We start from the raw sequence: 18,298 nt of genomic DNA, 5'->3' as shown, positions 1-18,298 counted from the left end.
CCCCAAGGAATTTACGGCGTCTCTATGGCCGTCCCCAAAAAACCAGCCCCCGGAAAGTCCCCTGTCGCTAAGCCTGCGTCGCCGCCAAAATCCGCCCCTTCTTCCAAAGGTGCAGACCTGGAGGAGAAACGCGGGAGAGGACGTCCACGCATCCATCCCTTGAACGATCGGACCAACCAAACGCCTGCGGTGGGTCCAGACGGCCAGCCGGTCAAACGCAAACGTGGCCGTCCGCCTAAGACCAGCTTCACCCCCAGTGCGCCAACAGTCGTCTATGACGACATCAACGCACCTGAGGTCCAGTCACGCCTGCGCAATCTCATCCTCCTCGCCAAGGATCAAGACCATCTCACTTGGGATGACGTCAATGAAGCCCTGCCGCTAGGCATCGTCACGCCTGACCTCATGGACGAGGTCATCAGCCGCCTCCGGGCCATGGAAATCCGCGTGGTTGAGGAAGGTGATCTCACTGGCCAGACAGCCATGAAGCTGCTGGCCCGCGCCGTGGAAGACTCCACCACCAGCGAACGTGCGGATACCAAGCTGGACAGTCTGGATGACCCCGTGCGCATGTATCTGCGCCAGATGGGCCAGGTGCCACTGCTCACCCGTGAGCAAGAAATCCAGATTTCCAAACGCATCGAAAAAGCAGAAATCAGCCTCCAGAGTTGCCTCCAAAATGTCGGCTTCGTCGCCCACAATTTCCTGCAATTTGCTGAAAGTCTCGCCAACGGCTTGGAGCGCTTTGATCGCCTCGTCATTGATCGCAAGGCTGAAGAGCGAGACAATTACTTCAAAAAACTGACGCCCCTGCTGGAGCAGGCCAAAGACAGTTACGACCGCTGTAACGATCTTTACATCGCACACACGAAGGCCGCCGAAAAGAAGAAAGACAGCTCACGCGAGTCCTTCAACAATGCACGCAGCGCCTACTTCAAACTGTGCGCCAAATTTTTCTTCAAGCAGAAGATCAATGAAGACTTCGTCGCACTGATTCAGCAGAAGCTGCGTGAGATGGAGCAACTGGAGCACGAGATCCGCCAGCATCCGAAGAATGAAATGGCCCAGGAGGCTCTTCATCAGTTCCAGCTGCAGGCTTGGCAGAGCAGCGAAGGTTATCGCCAGATCGCAGCCGATGCTCGCCGCTGTGTGGCCGAGTCTACCCGCGCGAAGACGGAGATGATTGAGGCAAACCTACGCCTGGTCATTTCCATCGCGAAAAAATACACCAATCGCGGCCTCTCTTTCCTGGATCTTATTCAGGAAGGCAACATGGGCCTCATGCGTGCAGTCGAGAAATTCGAGTATCGGCGCGGTTACAAATTTTCCACCTATGCTACCTGGTGGATCCGTCAGGCCATCACCCGCAGCATTGCCGACCAAGCACGCACAATTCGCATCCCAGTGCACATGATCGAGACGATCAATAAGCTGATGCGGGTGAACAAACAGCTCGTTCAAGAATTGGGTCGTGACCCGACGCCTGAAGAAATCGCGGAAGAAATTCACCTCCCCGTGGAACGCGTGAACGCCGTGCTCCGCATGGCGCAGCAGCCGGTCTCCATGCAGGCTAAAGTGGGTGATAGCGATGGCGACACCGAATTCGGTGACTTCATCGAAGACAAAGAAGCCCATGATCCCATGGAGCTCACAGCGATGAACTTGCTGCGCGATAAACTGCGTGATGTTCTCGATACCCTGAATCCCCGTGAGCGTGAAGTGCTGGAACAGCGTTTCGGTCTTGTGGATGGCGCAGGACGGACTCTGGAAGAAGTGGGTAAACAATTTCAGGTCACCCGCGAACGTATCCGCCAGATTGAGGCCAAAGCTCTGCGTAAGCTGCGCCACCCCACACGCATCCGCAAGCTGGGTGGCTTCTTTGGCGGCTCTTGATCAGCCACTTGGGAGAGCGGCGACCTCATTTCCGGCCGCCGTCCTCGTTTGTTTATGAAACTACTTTTTGCCACCCAGGCCAAAGAGTCGCTTCAGAAATCCCCCTGAAGCCTGAGGTTTTGCCTCCGCCTGTGGGGCTTTAGGCACCAGTCCACGGGTCAGCGGTCTTGGACTTGGCACTGCCTCCACGGAGATGGGGGTGGCCGCAGCAGGTTGCCACCATGTAGGAGCCTGCATTGAAATTTCCTTCCAAGACTCGCCCCCGACATGCCAGACCAGCGTCTGCGCTTTGATGCGATTTTGCTTCAACAAAGCAGCCATGGCATCATCTTCATAGGGCCCATCGGCCACGCCTTCATTGTTGAAATACCAGGTCATGTTTCAGTGATTATGCTGACACCCTTCCTCGCTGAATGCCATCAAATTTAGCGAGAGGGAAGGTTCGCTCATTGTCCGCCGGAAGAACGGGTCAAGGCCGCATGTAGAATGAGTAAGGACTGCCGCGCCCGCTCCGCCACGGTCGCCTCTGGAGATTGGCTCTCCTCCAAAAGACGGCTGGCAACCCGTGCGGCCAGCGGCGCATCTGCACGGGTGAGCAAACCAGCTATTTCGTCTTCGGAGGGGTCAATGCCCACACGGGAATGCAGTCGCAGACGCAACAAGCGTGAGCGCCACGTTTCCAGCACCCGTTCCAGTTCTCCCCAGGCAGAAATACCCAAACTCCCTTGTAAAGTCAGCCTCAGGAGATCCTGCCCGGTACGCCCTTGGACAAGAGTGGGCAGCAGGTCCTCCAATCGTTTCACCGCCGCATCATCGGTGAGGTGGAATTCCACATCATGCCAGGTAAGGCGCGCGGTCGAGATGGGTAATACCTGAGCCGGGGTGCCCCTTTCCACAGTCACTGCCAAAACGTTTCCCGGCAGGTTCCCTTCCCCGCGCGGAAAACGATCTGGCTCCGGCGTGCCCGAATACCAAGCCGCACAAGGACCGGCAGGAGACACCTTTTTCATGCCATGCCAATCTCCTAGGGCGACGTAATCCAACTCAGCGAGCGGCAGCCGCGCCAAATCCAGGCGATTCGCCGCATCTCCCGCCTCCTCTTCATCCCCACCCGGTCCAAAGTCCTGCACACTGCCGTGGGCAATGATCAGACGAGGTTTGTTCTGCCACACACTCAGGTCCAGCCCACGAATCCAGGCCGTTGTATCGCTAGCATCATGCTGGCGTAAAAGTGGGCATGGCAGCAGAACGACGTCTTCTAGTTCCACAGGCTCTGCTTTGAGCAAAACGTGGAGATTGGGCGCCAGCGCCCGCTGCTCCTGGAGGAAAAAAGCCTGTCCCCACAGACTGCCTGGGCCGCCATGATCATGGTTCCCTGGGATCACATACACCGGCAGCCCCAGTTGACCGATGGCTGCACATGCAGCAGAAACAGTGCCTTTATCCGGTGTCGGTGAGTCAAACACATCCCCAGCCACCACCATGAAACGCGCCTCTTTATCTTGAGCCACTTGCCCTAAACGCTCGATCACTCTCACACGCTCCTGCCGGGCGATGGCACGCTTTTGCTCATCCTCGATCCGAGCAAAAGGCTTACCGATTTGCCAATCGGCAGTGTGGAGAAAAGTCAGCGACATGGGTAATCCCAAATCATCAGGCCGCGCCGTCAAAGGTCAAGGCAGTCGAGCTCACTTGATGCATTCCTCCACAACCGCAGAGATGCGGGAATTCTTTAAACACTCAGAGAGCATATCCATCCAGTTTCAGCTTGTTTGTCAGGGCTGGCAGATTTACAGGCAGGCTTGTAGCCGAATCGCCCCCGATGGAATATCGCACGGCCCTGTTTTTTCTTTTTCTTTATTATATCCGGCCCCAGGACTGGATACCTTCCCTCATAGGCTTCAATATCATCCGGCCCATGATCCTGATGTGGATCATCAGCTTTGCGATCAACCGCAACAGGCAGGGCAGTGGCGGCATCTTGAAGACTCCGCATGACTGGGCGATCCTGGCCTATTATTTTTACGTCTCGTGGTACTCAGGAGACTTCAATGGCACGCTCAAGGCCTTCTTACCATACGTCGTCTTTTATGGCTTCACGGTCCATTCCTTGACCAATTGGGAGCGCGTTCTTGGCTACATCAAGGCGTGGAACTGGATGCTTGTGGGGGTAGCGGCCATGGCCGTGGCGAGTTTATATGGTCTAGACCTCACGAATGCGGGCGAAGTCACCATGTTCTTTGATGGTCGTTTGTGCCTGGGCACCTGGATGCATAACAACCCAAACGCGCTGGCGCACTCCGTCATCGTGGCGATGCCACTCAGCTACGTCATCTACTTTTGGCGCAAGGGCGCCACCGGACGATTGATCTTGTTCCCTGCCCTGGCGGCGCTGGCCTGCTACTGCACTTACGAGACGAAATCCAAAGGGGCCTTCCTCGTCGGCGGGATTCTCCTCGTGCTGATCTTCGTCGTTGGCCGTCCTAAGTCTATCCAGCTCCTTTCTATTGCCATGGCAGCGACGATTGGTGTTTCTGCCCTGAGCTTTCTTCCCCGAATGGAGCAGATGGGAAACCTGCGTGCGGATGAAGGCGTGCAGGGCCGTCTCATGGTGTGGGAAATGGCCCGCCGGGTGACTGAAACAAAACCTGGCGGTGAAGGGTGGAAGCAATTCGTGGGCTTCATCATCTGGGAAGGCCAGTGGGAGACCAAATCCACTCACTCCAGCTATGTGCAGGTTGGCGGTGACTTGGGCATCAATGGCATCTTTTTCTACCTTCTCCCCATGTGGCTGGCCATTCGCTCCCTGTGGATCGGCGCACGCTTCACCCGCGATGATCCCGATCAAGAACGATGTCGAAGAGCGGCCATGCTGCTGGTCATCTCTTACCTCATTTCCGGCTGGATGATCAACCGTGAGTACCACACAGAGTACTTCCTCATCGTCGCGCTCGCAGCAGCCATCCATCGCCTGAATTTAGCGACAGAAACCGCTTACCTGGCCCAGGTAGCAGCGGCAGAAAATCCTGAAGCCCTGGCAGAAAATAAAATGGAGGAAGACATCTCTCCTCCGATTGCTATCCCAGCCATGGAAGCGATCTACGCCAAAGGCAAAACCTTGTGGAACCGCATCAACCTCCTGGATGTAGGAGTAGGGGCTGCCATGACCTGGGCGGTGCTTTTCACCTGGGATTACGTGCTCGCAAACCTCTAGTAGCCGCCCCCCTTTCACCCCTTTGCGAAAGGGGGGCAGAGACCAGTCCAGCCCTTTTAGGCCGCGCCCAATTCTTCGAGCAAAATTTGATTGAGGCGAATGCCCGCTTCAAAATTGGCGATTGGGAAATTTTCATTGGGTGCATGGGCTTGGCAATCTGGAAGCGCCAGCCCCAGCAGCAGCGTATCAGCTCCCAGCACTTCTTTAAAAGCCTGCACAATCGGGATGCTACCCCCTTCGCGGATAAGAGCCACTTTTCCGCCGAAGGTCTTGGCCAGGGCGCGCTGGGCCGCCTGCCCGAGAGCCCCTTGAGGGTCCATCAAATAAGATTGGCCTGTGTGCCCGCGCACGATCTCCAGACGGACACTTGATGGCGCTTTGGACTTCAGGTACTCACTGGCCAGATCCATGATTTCTTCAGGATTCTGTTCCGGCACCAGGCGGAAGGACAGCTTCACAAACGCCTCGCGCGGGATCACCGTCTTTGATCCCTCGCCCTGATAACCACCGCCGATGCCATTGACCTCAGCCGTGGGTCGTGCCCAGCGCCGCTCACGCTCCGTAAATCCAGGCTCGCCAAAAAGAGCCGGGACTCCTGTCAGCGAAAGCGTCTCCGCATCCCCATCTCCCAGCTCAGCCCAGGCGCTGCGCTCCCAGTCGGCCAGGGGTTTCACCGCATCATAAAAACCAGGGATCAAAACCTTACCGTTCTCGTCATGCAGCGTCGCCGCCAGTCGGGCAGCGACTGTCGCAGGGTTGGCCACTGCGCCGCCAAAAATGCCAGAATGAAGGTCAATACTGGGGCCATGGACCCGCACTTCCATGCAAGCAATCCCACGCAGGCCATACGTAAAAGTCCCCACACCAGGCCCCACCATGCCTGTATCCGAAATGGCCACCACATCGCAGGCAAGCTCCTCACGATGCGCTTCCAAAAACGGCTTCAAATTTGGACTGCCGATTTCTTCCTCACCTTCAAAAAGGATCGTGAGATTCACCGGCAGGTCACCCTGCTTTGCCAAAGTTTCTGCCAAACCGGAAACGTGGGCCATGAGCTGACCTTTATTATCCGTCGCTCCACGACAAAAGATGACACCGTCCCGAAGGGTCGGCTCAAAGGGTGGAGACTTCCACTCTGCGTAAGGCTCCGCAGGTTGCACGTCGTAATGACCGTACAGCAAGACCGTGCGGCGACCCGCGATGTGTTTATTTTTAGCGACAATCACTGGATGCCCAGGTGTCTCATGCAGGGCGGTCGTCAGCCCCATGGAGGTAAGCTTGGCCACCAGCCAGTCTGCACAGGCCCGTGTATCGGCATTGTGCCGTGAATCAGTGGAGACGCTGGGGAAACGCAGGCAGGTGAGGAGATCGTCGAGTGCAGACATGGCAGGAGGAGATACGAAATAAACCAGTTTTAGGGCATCATCGTTGGCGGTTCACCCTTCCACTGTTTCCAATTATTGAAGGCGAACATGGCAAAGAAAATCACGATGAAGATTTGGCCGATCGTCAAAGCCCAGATGCCGAACCCCACGGCACAGACCATGCTGATGATGAGGGCTATCTTTTGCCGCCGTGGCCCTAAGATGGCCTGCATGATATGGCCGCCATCGAGCGGGATGATGGGGAATAGATTCAGCACGGCCCAGAACAAGCTCACGTTGATGAACTTATCCATGAAGTACTTCCCCAGCACCTGCTGCGGAGGCCATTCATCCACCAGCCACCACATGGCCACGCCAGCGGCAATCTGAAAAAACGGGCCTGCGGCACTGACGAAGAAATCCTGGGTGCGGGAAAAACGCCGGATGCCATTGGCATACCCTCCAAAACCATGCAGCACGATGTGGACCTGCTGGGCCCCGTAGTGGCGCATGGTCAGCGCATGGCCCAGTTCATGAATGAAGATGGACAAAAAACCAGCAACGACCCACACCAATACCCGCTGCATTTCCTCGGAGGTATCGGCATAAAAACCACCGCCGAGCATGGCCATCGTCAGCCAGAAAACCCAGTGAATGACCACCGGGAAACCAAGAAAAGAAAAACGCAGCATGGCGGAGGGCTTAGGCAGCCTGCCGCACTTCCCAGGTGTGGATGGCCGGGTTGCAAATATCGCGCACGAAAGGCTTAGAGTCCGCCTGCTCACCAAAGACATAGACCCGCTTCCGCAGAGTCAGCTTGGAGATTTGGAAACCAGGGTTTTCCAGGGCGCGATAGTAGTTCAGGATCATTTCTTTTTCCAGATCCAGTGCTCCACCCTTCATCCCATATTCGAGAGTGAATTTAGCCTTTTCAAAAGCGCCCGTTTCGCCATCGCGCAGAGTTTGGCTGATTGGGTCCAGCAGCACTTGGCGCACAAAACCCTCCAGAGCTGCCGCATCCCCTTCGTAGTCCACCTTGTAAACGGTGCTCTCACGATAGGTGAGCTTTTGAGGAAGAGGGGCGTAAAGCAGCTTCTGGCAATCGCTTTCGTGGTCGAACTGGCCGAGGATTTCGAAGAGTTGTGTCATCTGAGAATGTTCTAGTGGGTAGCAAGGAAGGCGGGATACGCAACGGCGGAATCATGCCGCTGGGGGCGGCGGTTCCGCCAATCCCATCGTCTCCAGCATCGCGGTAAACTTGCGCGAAGGTTTGGCATAGGTCGGGTAGTCAGGGTAGGTGCCCCGGCTCGGCAGGTAGCGCCAGTGTTTGTACATCCATAGCCAGCATTCGGGATTTTTCCGGATGGCTTTCTCAAAATGATCCCACACGCGCTGGGTCACGATCGTGACGTCCTCGTCGGGTTGCGGCCGCAAAGCTTCGAAAATGGAGACCTGATAACGCCCGTCAGGCAAGGGCAGGCAGACCCCCGTCATGATGGAAAGCCCCAGACGCATGGCCAGTTGAACATGCAGGGTCGGCACGCACGTTAGCAGCCCAAAACAACGTATGGCAGTGGCGGCTTTCCCAGGTGAAATGTTCAGATCGGTTAGCAGGCCCGCATGCCCTTTGCGTTTCAGAGCTTTCATCAGCTTCAGCATCGCACTTTCTTGCGGGATCACCGTGTGACCCGAATGCTCACGCAACCGCTTAAAAATGGCCGTCAATCCAGGATTCTTAAAATCCTGAGCGACGACAGTGAAAGGAATGCCGCGAAATCCCCAAATCAGGCTGACAAATTCAAAGTTTCCAAAATGGGGTGTTACCCACACACCCCCCGTCTCACGCGCAGTGGCCTCCGCCTGGGCATCGCACATCTGGATCGTGATGTGCTGCTGCCAAGTCTCGTGTGTGAGCGATGCTGCCCAAAAAAGATCCAGAAATGTGCGGGCAAAAGTTTGGTAAGATTGTCGAGCGATCCGCTGGCGATCCGCCAGAGTGTATTCCCCTTGGAAAGCGACGCGTAAATTTTCCAAGGCGGTTTTTCGGCCTTTGATGTCCAAGTGATAGGCGGCAAAGCCCACCCCTTTGGACATCGCCAGAATGACAGAACGGGGCAGCCTGGGCAGCAACCAGGCAGCAGAAGCGACCAAAAGGGTCTCGCAGAAATATCGGAGGTTCTTCACCTTGGCGTTTGTGGGTTGGAAAAAGGTCGTTACGGTAGGCACATGGCAGTGCCCAACCTCACAACCATTCTCAAGCGAATTCTAAAGCAGCCCACCGCTCCTTTCCACGAATACCATGTTCGTGCCGAAATCGAGTCGCTGCTGAAGGATTGCCCCCACGTGAAAACCAAGCGTGATAAATATGGCAACCTGCTCGCCACCTACAAGAATGGCAAAAGCAAGAGCAAGCCCACCTGGGTGCTCGGAGCTCACATGGATCACCCCGCTTTCGTGCGCACTCCAGGCAGCACGGGCAAAGACGACTTTGAATTCCTCGGCGGCGTCCCTAAACCTGAAGTCGAAGCAGGTGTGAAGCGCGGTCTTCGCGCCAAGCCTAAAGGTGACATCGCCACATGGGTCTTCCCAGCAAACGTCACGGATGAAAAAATCGAAGCCACCGCCTGCGATGACCTTGTCGGCTGCGCCGTCATTGTCGCGACATTTTGGGAACTTGCCGCGCTAGACCTCAGCACCACTTTCCACGCCGTCTTTACCCGCGCCGAAGAAGTCGGCTTCCTGGGTGCCTGGCACATCGCCCAAAAGTGGCCCTTTGGCACCGATGACGTCTTCCTTTCCATCGAAACCAGCCGCCCGGTCAATGGTGCGGTGATGAGCGGTGGCCCCGTCGTCCGTGTGGGAGATCGCCTTTCTATCTTTGACAGTGAAGGCACGGCCGTTCTCATGACCACGGCCAAAGAACAAGGCATTCGTGTACAGCGCTGCCTCCTTGATGCAGGTGCTTGTGAAGCCACCGCCATGCAGGCCGCAGGCATCCGCAGCACCGGCATCTCGATCCCGTTAGGCAACTATCATAACATGGACGCGAACAAAAAAATCGCGCCTGAATATGTCATGATGAGCGACGTCCGGGATCTGATCAACCTGCTCAAAGCCCTCGTCGCCACCAAGCATGACGGCATCGGTGAACGCAGCATTCGCGAACGTGTGGAAATGCGGACGGAAGAATATGCGGCGCACCTGAACGCAGCAGCCAAACACTTTAAATAGTAGCTCTCTGGGCAGCGAATGTCCTGGAGTCACGGAGTTTAAGAGCAAGAGGATCAGGCAGGTTGCGCGAATGATGCGCTTCCTCTTGCGTCAGCACGCGGGAATGGGCTAGAAAGCAGCCTGCTCCCATGAAGTCCCTTTTCCTCACCAACGAATATCCGCCCCACATTTATGGGGGTGCCGGAGTGCATGTCGAATACCTCACACGCGAGCTGGCCAAGCTCATGGAAGTGGAGGTGCGCTGCTTTGGGGACCAAGAAAGCACGGATCCTCAACTCACCGTCCATGGCACAGGCTTAAATGCAGAAAGCTGGACCAGCCCTGCCAATCTTAAATCTGTCTTCGGTGCCCTCCAGCGTTGCCTGGACTTTAATACCCGCAACATTGATGCCCAAGTTGTGCACCTGCATACCTGGTATTCTCATTTTGGCGGTATTCTGGCCAAACTGAACTACGGCCTCCCCATGGTTCTCACCGTTCACTCCCTGGAGCCCCTTCGCCCATGGAAACGGGAGCAGCTCGGCGGCGGATATGACTTCACCGTCTGGCTGGAGAAGACCGCGCTGGAAATGGCTGATGCCGTCGTGGCCGTTTCCGAAGAAACCAAATGCGACCTTCTTCGCCTGTTTCCGCTGGACCCACATAAGATCCACGTCATCCACAATGGCATTGATCCTGAAGAGTATCACCGCATCGAAGCTCCAGAAATCCTGCGGAAGCATGGCGTCAATCCCGACCAACCTTTCGTCTTATTTGTCGGCCGCATCACCCGGCAGAAAGGCATCATCCACCTCGTCCGAGCCATTGAGCAGATGAATCCAGGGTTCCAGATCGTGCTTTGCGCTGGAGCTCCAGATACGCCCGAAATTGCCGCTGAAATGCAGGCTGCCGTTACCGCTGCACAGCTCAAGCGAGAAGGCATTGTCTGGATCCAGGCCATGCTTCCCGTGCAGGAAAAGATCGCCATGTATTCCCATGCGGATGTCTTTTGCTGTCCCTCCATTTACGAACCATTCGGCATCATCAACCTCGAGGCCATGGCCTGTGAAACTGCCGTCGTCGCCAGCGCCGTCGGCGGAATCAAAGAAGTGGTGGTTCCGGGCGAAACGGGCATCCTCGTGCCGTTGGATCAGCAGACAGAAAGTCCTTTTGAAGCCGTGGACCCTACCGCATTCGCTCGCGATCTCGCCGAGGGCATCAATACCCTAATGGCAGACCCCGAAAAACGCCGCAGCATGGGCCTTGCGGGGCGCAAACGCGCCGTCGAGCGCTTTAGCTGGACCAGCATCGCCCATCGCACCAAGGCCCTTTATGAAAGCCTCATCAAAGCCTAACCTCCTCTTTATTCCTGACCATGGAACTCATCAATAACGCCCCTGAAGTGCCGGCCGCTGTCGGCCCCTACTCCCAAGCCGTCCGTGCGAACGGTTTTCTTTTCTGCTCTGGCCAGATTCCTATCAATCCCGCCAGTGGTAAGATCGAAGCCACTGAGGTCGAAGGACAGACCCGACAGGTATTGGCCAATATCAAAGCTCTCCTCGCCAGTCAGGGACTGGATCTGACCCGTGTGGTCAAAGCCACCGTTTTCCTGCAAAGCATGGGGGACTTTCCGAAGGTGAATGCCCTCTATGACGAAGCCTTCAGCGGGCACAAACCTGCGCGCTCCACGGTGCAGGTAGCGGCCCTTCCGCTCGGTGCTTTGGTCGAGATCGAAGTGATCGTCGAACTTCCCTGAACCTCTCTACGGAGAACCGGGGATGGACTGCGCAGGATCTTTCCGGCGGAAGCCTTGAATGCGTCCATCCCCTTTGTAGAGATAAATTTTTTGCACATCCTCGACCTTCATGAGCACCCATGGGGAAAGAAGATTGCGGCCGTTTTTGGTGAACACAATCCCATCCGCCAAGTGCACACAGGAATGGAAGGCATCCCCCGTTTCATTGCTCAGGAAAAACAGCACGTCCCCGTATTTGTAAGGCGGTTCGACAGGGGTAAAATTCTCGAGCACCGCGCTCGTCGCCAGGCGCGAGTCGAGCAGATATTCATGCGGCTCATAATTGAAGAAATTCAGCGAAGTCCAATGGCAGTCAGGCAGCATCCCGTGCTTGGCGAGGTCTAGCCCTGGATAGGTGTACATCAGCTTTCGAACCAGCGCTGGCAGCAAGTGAGACAAAGGAAGCGCCTCAATGCCATCCGTATCAATGATGGACTGTACCAATGGCTCCACATCTTTGCGGCGAAGTCCCATGCCCAAGGTCCAGTAGCCCACCAGTTCTTCCACATTTGTGGTGTGATCCACCTCGACCTTGATCATCAATGACCGCGTGCGCGTAAACGCCTTAAACATGGAACGCGCCTCAGAGTCTGACTGTGCGTAATTGAGGATGGCAGAGATATCACTGAAAGCGATGGTATCCCCGCGCTTATAAGCCATTTGGTCAATTTTGGCGATGATTTCAGGGCGTAGCTTGCTTGTGCGATACCATTCTTTCACCGTTTGCCCCACAATGAGCACTGGGTCCACGCAAAATTCGTTAGGCGGATACTTCGAGAGCTCCGTGTAAATCATGGCGCGAGATTCTGGCGTGATAGCCTCCAGGTCTGGCAGTGGTGGGAAGACATGCACGAATCCATTCTCCTTAACCATTTGATTGGTATCCAAAAGCAGCGTGATAAGCGCTTCTGACAGAGAAGCCTTGCGGAAAAAATCCGGCAAATTGGGCAGCATCTCTTCCGCAAAACTCCAACGAGGGCGAGTGTTCGGCAGGGGAAAGCTATCCACCAGCGTCTTGGGCGCTTCTAAATAAATGTAGGCGCAACGCAGCTTTCCCCATGGACCAGGATTCGTGTAAAAGACATTCGGGTTTGGCGAGACAGGAGGCGAGGTCGGAGCCGTCGTGGACTTAGCCGTTACTCCATTGTTTTGCCCCAGTAACTGGCGTAAGTCATTGAGGTCATTGATCTGAGCCTGCGCACTTGCAGCCAGGACCACCGCTGTGAATGCCATGAGGCGGGCAGCAGCAGTCAAAGATAAGGAACCGAAAAACTTTCGAATCAAAAGCATGGGCGAGGGGGGAGTCTTCAAACTGGACGAATTCTGCAAACTTGCATCCTCTTTGCGAAAGAATGCACAAATCAGTGGTGGTCAGACAAGCACAGAACGCATGAAAGATGCATTCCTCAGAGAAAATGCTTGGGCTAGGCCGGAAAAATTGATATTCCTCGCGTTTCGCCTGCCCCCGACACCGAATGCATAGCTCGAACTCACGCCCCGCCCGCCAGTACGCAGTCTCTGCGGCTGTTTCCTTTCTGGCCTTGGCTGGCAGCCTCGCTCCCTCCACCACCGTCCTGGCTGGAGAAGGCCAGACCACCAGCTTGGCAGAAAAGGAAGTTCAACGCAGGGTCACCACAGTGACGACTCAGCAGGCACGCCTTCCTGAAGCGGAAGCACTTTTGAAAAAGGGCGACTCAGCGGCCGCTCTGGCCATTTTTGAAGAAGCCTTTTTGGCGCTGCCTGATGTGCCTCTCGCTCAGGAAACCCGCACCATCGCTCTGGATGGTTACATTCGGGCAGGACTCGCCCGTGCCAAGGAATTGGTAGACAAAGGAGACTACCCTGGCGCTACCGCCGTGCTGGACAAACTGGACCGCGCTGAAGTGGCCAAAGGCGACAGCCGCATCCTTAAACTGCGCAAACGCTTGGGTGATCCTGACCGCTACCCTCCCGCACTCACCACTGAACATGTGGCGAAGGTGGACCAGGTTCAAAAACTGCTCCTCCTGGCAAATTCTCAGCGTGAAACCGGTCAGTATGATAAGGCCTTGTTAACCTATGAAGAGGTGCTGCGCTTGGACCCGTACAATACAGCCGCCCGCCGTGGTATGGAGGCTACGGAAAAGGAACGTGCCCAGTATTTCAGCGTGGCGAAGGACCACCAGCGCAGCCGGATGCTCAATGATGTGAATGCCGCCTGGGAAAAACAAGTCCCCCTACGCAGCACCGATGTCTCCAACCTTTTTGGAGATGCGGGAACAAGCCTCAGGACCACGGACATTCGCGGTGGTCGTGAAGCCATTCAAAAGAAATTGCGGGATCTAAAAATCTCCCAAATTGATTTTAGTGGGGCCACTCTGGAAGAGGTCATGGAGTATCTGCGCGTGCGCTCCCGGGATCTTGACCCCACAGGTAAAGGAGTGGACTTCGTCGTCAGCATCCCAAATGACCAGCCTTCGCGGCCCATTTCACTGAATCTCAAAGAAGTGCCCATTGAGGAAGTATTGCGCTACGTCACTCAAATCGCAGGCATCGCTTACCGTGTGGAAGATTATGCGGTGCGTTTAGTGGCGCTCACAGAGAACACAGGTGTCATCATCTCTAAATCCTACCGCGTCCCGCCAGATTTTATCACCAGTGCTCCAGTAGGCGCAGCAGCCCCAGCTTCGGCAGACCCGTTTGCTGCCGCCGGCGCCGGTGCGACTGCAACCACGGGTATTCAAATCAAGCGACTGGGAGCCCAGGAGTTCCTCCAAAGTTACGGCGTCACCTTCGGGGAAGGCACCGGGGCCAATTACAGCCCTAGTAGCAACATGCTGGTGGTGCGCAACACCGCCGCAAATTTAGAAATTGTGGATGCGTTGGTGGAGCAAGCACAGAATCGTTCCCCTAAACAGGCCATCATTGAAGTGCGCCTTTTGGAAGTAGGTGATAACCGCTTGAGTGAATTGGGGTTTGATTGGTTGCTTGGAACCTTCGGCGTAAATAACGACCAAGTCGCCCTCGGTGGTGGCTCGATCGGCAATGCTTTGACGGGAGCCAACTTCTTGGCTGAAGACTTTGCCTTCAAGCAGATGGTGGCTCCTGGCGTAGCGACGGCGATCGGCATGAACCCCCTCACCACCAGCCTGCGCTCCTCCGGTGACTTGAGCAAGAACGGCGTGGACAGCGTTCTCTTTGGAGCGCCCACGGCCTCCTCCCGTCGCTCACCTGGAGTGCTTTCTGTGGCTGGTGTTTTATCAGACCCTCAGTTTCAGGGCATCGTGCGTGCGCTTGATCAAAAGAAGGGCGTTGACCTTGCCGCCCAGCCTAGCGTGGTAACACGCAGCGGCCAGAAAGCCTCAGTAGAAGTCGTTCGTGAGTTGATCTACCCGACAGAGTTTGATCCACCCCAGATCCCGACAAACATTGGTCAGAGCAATCTCATTGATGCTGAAACGGGTGAGGTCATTCCAGGTGAACTGCCTCCTGCCGTGGTCACACCCAGCACGCCGACTTCCTTCGACACTCGCAAAACCGGTGTTGTTCTGGATGTGGAGCCAGTGATCTCTGAAGACGGCCGCACGGTGGATTTGACAGTGACCCCCCAGTTCACGGAATTCTCAGGTTTTGTGAACTACGGTTCTCCGATTCGCAGCCTTTATCAAGGGACCTTCACCGAGCTCACCCCTAACCTGATATTCCAACCCATCTTCGACACCAAGAAAGTCATCACCTCCGTCAAGGTGTATGATGGTGCCACGGTGGTCCTCGGGGGTTTGGTCACGGATCAGACAGAAATCATCGCGGATAAAGTGCCCCTGCTGGGTGACCTGCCTTTCCTGGGACGTCTTTTCAAAAGTGATGTCAAACAGCGCCGTGTCAAAAACGTGATCTTCTTCGTCACAGTGCGGGTGGTTGACCCCTCAGGTTCACGCATCAACCAAGCTGCGGTGGCCCCTTAACGAGGGCTGTTTGTGAAAAGTGGAGTCGCTTGAGAGTTCGTCTAAACCTGGGCGTTTAGAGGGCATGTTTCAGCGACTTTCTTGGCTCTTTTGGGCGGTGATCACTTGCAGCGCGGCGACTGCTGCGCCTAAGCCGCCTAACATACTATTCATCTTCACAGATGATCATTCCTACAAGACATTGTCTTGTTACCCCGAAGCGCTGCCGGGTGTTAAGACACCAGCCATGGATGCCCTAGCCAAAAGTGGCGTGCGCTTCAGTCATGCTTACATGGGCGCGTGGTGTATGCCCTCACGGGCCACCATGCTCACAGGCAGGCATCCCCACGGCATCGAGTCCATGCGCATGAGTGGAAAGTATCCGCGCAGTGAATATGACCCACAAAAGACACCCTTCTTCCCCGCCGTGTTTCGGAACAATGGCTATCACACCGCTCAAATCGGCAAGTGGCACACGGGGGTGGATTCAGGTTATGGACGGGATTGGGATTACCAGATCGTCTGGAACCGCCCCAAATACCCCGAGAATGCAGGAGCTTATTACGAAGACCAGATGTTAGAGATCAACGGGGTCAAAGCGGTCACACTGAACGCTGACTATTCCACCGACAACTACACCCGCTGGGCCACTGAATACATCCGTGGTCAGCATCGCGATGCTACGAAGCCCTGGTATCTCTGGTTATGCTACGGCGGCGTCCACGGTCCTACCACCCCCGCGAAACGCCACAAAGGCCTGCATAAAAACGACGCCGTTCCCTTCCCCGCAGACATCCTGCCACCACGCCCTGGAAAACCAGCTTATCTAAACGAAACCCAGGCTTGGAAAAAGGATGACGAAGGACGAATCGTCCCCCAAAAGAGTGGTGAAACATTCGGCGACAATGCCAAGAAGGCGCGTCCCTACGCTGATCACATCCACCAGCTCAATGACTGTGTGCAATCGCTGGATGAAGGTGTGGCCGAAGTCATGAAAGCCCTCAAAGAAAGTGGGCAGCTAGAAAACACCTTGGTTGTGCTCACGGCTGATCAAGGTTTTGCCACGGGCGAGCATGGTTTGCGCACCAAACTTGCTCCTTACGATGCCGCTTATCGCAGCCCTCTCATCATCTCCATGCCAGGCACCTTGCCTCAGGACAAAGTGTGCACCAAACCCGTGAATGGGACAGATCTCGTCGCCACCTTCAGCGAGTTTGCAGGCATTCCCCTGCCCTGGGAAATTCATGGTCGTGACCTCACTCCTCTGCTCAAAGACCCCACCGGAGCGGCCTGGCCTTACCCATGTTTTTACGAGGCCACGGGCGACCACTTCGGCACTGACGTGACCCAGGTGGTCAAAGACACTCCCGCCAAAGCCGCCCACCATCATGTGCCCTGGTATGCGGCGCTGAATGATGGCCGCTACAAATACATCCGTTATCTGACTCCCGGAGAAACAGAAGAGTTGTATGATTTACAATCGGACCCGGAAGAACTGACCAATTTAGCCGATCTCCCAGAGCACCAACCCACCTTGGTTAAACTACGCGCCACAGCCGTGGCAGAACTACGCCGCACCCAGGCTGGTTATGCAGAGCATTTACCGCCCACACGACAAATGGGGAAACAACCCTGAAGCCGTCGCCACTTTAAAGGACGGAGCGAACCACGTGATCTCCAAATCCCGGCAACTGCGCCAAAGCCTGCGCGGGTGAAGGGCGCATGCCAGGTACATGCAAGCCTTTACTGCCCACACTGATCACCAATTCTTCCAAGGCCTCCGTAAAGGCCTGAATGGCAAGGCTTTCCTCCTCATGATCAAAGATGAGACCATTGAGCAGAGCCACGTGTTCATAACGTTGCATCCACTCATGAGCCCGATGCTTCGCATAGCGCTCCAGCACCAGTCGCAATAGAGATTCTGCCGCCCGCTCTTCTGCATCCCGCAGAATCTGCCAGGTCAGACAACGGACGACATCCGCAGCCGCGGCCACCAGCCCCTGCTCCAGACCTGGATTGATGAGCTGGCGGTGACGATGTTCAAAGTGAAATCCCAGATCTACCTGGCACTGCTCAGCCGGGGTCAAATGCCGATGGGATTCACACAGCATCGCGATTTCTAACCCCCAGGCTGGAGGCAGACTGAACCCAGCCAAAGTTCCCAGATCGCCAGCAAACTCACCTGAAAGAGGATAACGAAAACTCATCAAATGCTCCAGCAGTGGCTTGACTCCGAGCACATCTTGAAAGGACTGAATGAGGGGAAAAATCAGCAAACGGGTAACCCGGCCGTAAAGGCGATCCGCCACCCGGCTGTAATAACCTTTGGCAAAGCGATACCCCAGGCGTGGATGGGCGACCGGAAAACACAGCTTCGAAAGCATCGAAGGACTATAGTTTAAGATGTCTGTATCGTGGCTGATGACGATGCCTTCATGGCCAGAGGCCTTGAGGTAAGCGAGCCCCATCCAGATATTGGCCCCTTTACCCACACACATGCCATCCCACCCGCCTTCGGCCAGCCGATGATGCGCCGCCTGTAGCACCGGGCCATCATTCCACAGCACCTGTACTTTTTTATCCCCAGCGGATTCACGGCACAGCTTCAGAGCTGACTCCACCTGATCTTCCGCCATGCCGTTCATGCTGAGGAGCACTTGGCTGATGTAGGGCACCTGAGACACCTGCTCCAAAATCGCAGGCAAGGCTGGGCGCTGCGTCTCTGCGTGTAAGGCAGGCAGCAGCAGGGCAACTGGGCGGTCTTGAGTCAACTCCACCAATTCCGCGTTCCGCGCGGTGGCGTCTGGCGTGGCGAGGTGATGCAGGGTGGGAAGTCGTGCGTGCTGGTAAAAATCCGCCATCCTAGGTGTATCTGTCCGGTGAGTCGTCGCGAGGGGTA

15 protein-coding genes are annotated in these 18,298 nt (G+C 55.8%); 7 read left to right on the top strand and 8 right to left on the bottom strand.

Going from position 1 to position 18,298, the window contains the following annotated elements; genetic code table 11:
• The first annotated feature begins 24 nt into the window (after window positions 1-24).
• The gene (rpoD, locus tag HNQ64_RS24310) at window positions 25-1,893 is read left to right on the top strand and encodes an RNA polymerase sigma factor RpoD (protein ID WP_184208188.1); all 1,869 of its coding nucleotides are present in this window, start codon (window positions 25-27) and stop codon (window positions 1,891-1,893) included.
• 60 nt (window positions 1,894-1,953) lie between these two features.
• Here the strand turns inward: rpoD and HNQ64_RS10375 are convergent, their stop codons facing one another.
• Entirely contained in the window at window positions 1,954-2,271 is a 318-nt protein-coding gene (locus HNQ64_RS10375) for a DUF4339 domain-containing protein (protein ID WP_184208185.1), read from the bottom strand.
• A gap of 68 nt (window positions 2,272-2,339) precedes the next feature.
• Window positions 2,340-3,530: a metallophosphoesterase family protein gene (locus HNQ64_RS10370; protein WP_184208183.1), complete on the bottom strand. Its 1,191-nt coding sequence runs from the start codon at window positions 3,528-3,530 to the stop codon at window positions 2,340-2,342.
• Between the two features lie 281 nt (window positions 3,531-3,811).
• Between HNQ64_RS10370 and HNQ64_RS10365 the strand changes: the two genes are divergently transcribed.
• Window positions 3,812-5,107, top strand: coding sequence for an O-antigen ligase family protein (locus HNQ64_RS10365; protein ID WP_184208181.1), 1,296 nt, complete (start codon window positions 3,812-3,814; stop codon window positions 5,105-5,107).
• Between the two features lie 56 nt (window positions 5,108-5,163).
• Here HNQ64_RS10365 and HNQ64_RS10360 read toward each other — a convergent pair whose 3' ends face one another.
• From HNQ64_RS10360 to HNQ64_RS10345, 4 genes are read right to left on the bottom strand one after another with little or no spacing between them, the layout of a single operon-like run.
• Complete coding sequence (locus HNQ64_RS10360; protein ID WP_184208179.1) at window positions 5,164-6,492, bottom strand: dipeptidase; 1,329 nt, start codon at window positions 6,490-6,492, stop codon at window positions 5,164-5,166.
• 29 nt (window positions 6,493-6,521) lie between these two features.
• The gene (locus HNQ64_RS10355) at window positions 6,522-7,163 is read right to left on the bottom strand and encodes a site-2 protease family protein (RefSeq protein WP_184208178.1); all 642 of its coding nucleotides are present in this window, start codon (window positions 7,161-7,163) and stop codon (window positions 6,522-6,524) included.
• A gap of 10 nt (window positions 7,164-7,173) precedes the next feature.
• A complete protein-coding gene (locus HNQ64_RS10350) occupies window positions 7,174-7,620 on the bottom strand; it encodes a hypothetical protein (protein WP_184208176.1) in 447 nt (148 codons plus the stop codon).
• 51 nt (window positions 7,621-7,671) lie between these two features.
• Entirely contained in the window at window positions 7,672-8,655 is a 984-nt protein-coding gene (locus HNQ64_RS10345) for an LpxL/LpxP family acyltransferase (protein ID WP_184208174.1), read from the bottom strand.
• A 42-nt stretch (window positions 8,656-8,697) separates the two neighbouring features.
• On the opposite strand from HNQ64_RS10345, the gene HNQ64_RS10340 reads away from it, so the two are divergent.
• The 3 genes from HNQ64_RS10340 to HNQ64_RS10330 all read left to right on the top strand — a co-directional run bounded on the left by HNQ64_RS10340 (window position 8,698) and on the right by HNQ64_RS10330 (window position 11,437).
• Window positions 8,698-9,702: a M20/M25/M40 family metallo-hydrolase gene (locus HNQ64_RS10340; RefSeq protein WP_184208172.1), complete on the top strand. Its 1,005-nt coding sequence runs from the start codon at window positions 8,698-8,700 to the stop codon at window positions 9,700-9,702.
• 128 nt (window positions 9,703-9,830) lie between these two features.
• A complete protein-coding gene (gene glgA, locus HNQ64_RS10335) occupies window positions 9,831-11,036 on the top strand; it encodes a glycogen synthase (RefSeq protein WP_184208170.1) in 1,206 nt (401 codons plus the stop codon).
• A 20-nt stretch (window positions 11,037-11,056) separates the two neighbouring features.
• A complete protein-coding gene (locus HNQ64_RS10330; RefSeq protein ID WP_184208168.1) occupies window positions 11,057-11,437 on the top strand; it encodes a RidA family protein in 381 nt (126 codons plus the stop codon).
• A gap of 6 nt (window positions 11,438-11,443) precedes the next feature.
• On the opposite strand, the gene HNQ64_RS10325 is transcribed toward HNQ64_RS10330, so the two are convergent.
• Entirely contained in the window at window positions 11,444-12,766 is a 1,323-nt protein-coding gene (locus tag HNQ64_RS10325) for a hypothetical protein (RefSeq protein WP_184208166.1), read from the bottom strand.
• A gap of 185 nt (window positions 12,767-12,951) precedes the next feature.
• Between HNQ64_RS10325 and HNQ64_RS10320 the strand changes: the two genes are divergently transcribed.
• Window positions 12,952-15,420, top strand: coding sequence for an Amuc_1098 family type IV pilus outer membrane protein (locus HNQ64_RS10320; protein ID WP_184208164.1), 2,469 nt, complete (start codon window positions 12,952-12,954; stop codon window positions 15,418-15,420).
• A gap of 64 nt (window positions 15,421-15,484) precedes the next feature.
• Window positions 15,485-17,035, top strand: coding sequence for a sulfatase family protein (locus HNQ64_RS10315; protein WP_184208162.1), 1,551 nt, complete (start codon window positions 15,485-15,487; stop codon window positions 17,033-17,035).
• Window positions 17,036-17,048: 13 nt separating this feature from the next.
• Here the strand turns inward: HNQ64_RS10315 and HNQ64_RS10310 are convergent, their stop codons facing one another.
• Window positions 17,049-18,260, bottom strand: coding sequence for a glycosyltransferase family protein (locus HNQ64_RS10310; protein WP_184208160.1), 1,212 nt, complete (start codon window positions 18,258-18,260; stop codon window positions 17,049-17,051).
• Between the last annotated feature and the right edge of the window lie 38 nt (window positions 18,261-18,298).

Source organism: Prosthecobacter dejongeii (assembly GCF_014203045.1).
GTDB classification, from domain to species: Bacteria; Verrucomicrobiota; Verrucomicrobiia; order Verrucomicrobiales; family Verrucomicrobiaceae; genus Prosthecobacter; species Prosthecobacter dejongeii.
Note: the sequence above shows the minus strand (reverse complement) of the source record. Positions and strands in the feature narration are given on the sequence as shown.

Coding starts and splice junctions, on each gene's coding strand:
- HNQ64_RS10320 (WP_184208164.1), top strand. CDS start 12,952: ATGCATAGCTCGAACTCACGCCCCGCCCGCCAGTACGCAGTCTCTGCG.
- HNQ64_RS10315 (WP_184208162.1), top strand. CDS start 15,485: ATGTTTCAGCGACTTTCTTGGCTCTTTTGGGCGGTGATCACTTGCAGC.
- HNQ64_RS10355 (WP_184208178.1), bottom strand. CDS start 7,163: ATGCTGCGTTTTTCTTTTCTTGGTTTCCCGGTGGTCATTCACTGGGTT.
- HNQ64_RS10330 (WP_184208168.1), top strand. CDS start 11,057: ATGGAACTCATCAATAACGCCCCTGAAGTGCCGGCCGCTGTCGGCCCC.
- rpoD (WP_184208188.1), top strand. CDS start 25: ATGGCCGTCCCCAAAAAACCAGCCCCCGGAAAGTCCCCTGTCGCTAAG.
- HNQ64_RS10340 (WP_184208172.1), top strand. CDS start 8,698: ATGGCAGTGCCCAACCTCACAACCATTCTCAAGCGAATTCTAAAGCAG.
- HNQ64_RS10370 (WP_184208183.1), bottom strand. CDS start 3,530: ATGTCGCTGACTTTTCTCCACACTGCCGATTGGCAAATCGGTAAGCCT.
- HNQ64_RS10365 (WP_184208181.1), top strand. CDS start 3,812: ATGATCCTGATGTGGATCATCAGCTTTGCGATCAACCGCAACAGGCAG.
- glgA (WP_184208170.1), top strand. CDS start 9,831: ATGAAGTCCCTTTTCCTCACCAACGAATATCCGCCCCACATTTATGGG.
- HNQ64_RS10375 (WP_184208185.1), bottom strand. CDS start 2,271: ATGACCTGGTATTTCAACAATGAAGGCGTGGCCGATGGGCCCTATGAA.
- HNQ64_RS10325 (WP_184208166.1), bottom strand. CDS start 12,766: ATGCTTTTGATTCGAAAGTTTTTCGGTTCCTTATCTTTGACTGCTGCT.
- HNQ64_RS10360 (WP_184208179.1), bottom strand. CDS start 6,492: ATGTCTGCACTCGACGATCTCCTCACCTGCCTGCGTTTCCCCAGCGTC.
- HNQ64_RS10350 (WP_184208176.1), bottom strand. CDS start 7,620: ATGACACAACTCTTCGAAATCCTCGGCCAGTTCGACCACGAAAGCGAT.
- HNQ64_RS10310 (WP_184208160.1), bottom strand. CDS start 18,260: ATGGCGGATTTTTACCAGCACGCACGACTTCCCACCCTGCATCACCTC.